The following is a 1,006-nucleotide window of genomic DNA, read 5'->3' as shown; positions in this document are numbered from 1 at the left end:
CATATTAGTGTTAGCGGTAATAATAAATGTGCATAAATTAACGTGAATACCTAGGATCAGCAGCAGCGGTAAATAAAACATCCGTTGAAGAGTTTAGTGCTGTTTCTGCTGAGTCTTGAATGACACCAATGATAAAGCCGATTGCAACCACTTGCATGGCAATGTCATTTGGAATGCTAAACAAACTGGCCGCCAATGGAATTAGCAGTAGCGAACCACCAGCGACCCCAGAGGCACCGCAAGCACTGACTGTGGCAACCAAACTCAATAAAAGGGCTGAAGCAAAGCTTACTTCGATACCTAAAGTATGCGCTGCTGCAAGTGTTAAGACGTTGATCGTAATCGCCGCGCCTGCCATATTAATGGTCGCACCTAGTGGAATGGTGACTGAATATGTATCTTCGTGCAGTCCCAGTTTGCCTGCAAGGTTCATGTTAACGGGAATATTGGCCGCCGAACTACGGGTAAAAAATGCCGTGATTCCTGATTCGCGTAGACAAGTGAATACGAGCGGATAAGGGTTTTTGCCAGTCTTGATAAGCACAATAAGAGGATTGGCAATCAACGCAATAAATAGCATACAACCGACTAGTACCATTAGGATACGAGCATAACCTACTAAAGAGGCAAAGCCGGTCTCAGCGACCGTATTGGCAACCAAACCTAAGATACCAAAAGGCGCTAGGGCGATGACCCACTTTACGACCTGTGAGATGGCATCAGCAAAATCGCCAACGATGGTACGAGCAGTGTCGCTGGCTTGACGCAGCGCAAAGCCAATAATAATTGCCCATGCCAAGATACCGATATAGTTGGCTTCAGCAATCGCACTGATAGGGTTTGCGACTAGATTCATGAGTAGGTTCGTCAATACCTCTTTGAGGTTAGCTGGCGGTACCTGCTCAATATCTGCATTCACGAGAACCAACTCAGTCGGAAATAAGAAGCTCGCTCCTACGGCAGTTAGTGCTGCCAGAAAAGTGCCGAAAATATACATGATAAGCAC

The 1,006-nt window shown here is 46.1% G+C and carries 1 protein-coding gene; it reads right to left on the bottom strand.

The window, feature by feature from the left end:
• Positions 1-37: 37 nt before the first annotated feature.
• The coding region (gene sstT, locus ACS8FD_RS17000; protein ID WP_439276709.1) for a serine/threonine transporter SstT at positions 38-1,006 on the bottom strand (969 nt) is incomplete at its 5' end.

This window comes from Psychrobacter sp. 1U2 (assembly GCF_051847575.1).
The sequence above is the reverse complement of the archived record's forward strand: the minus strand, read 5'-3'. Positions and strand labels throughout refer to the sequence as shown.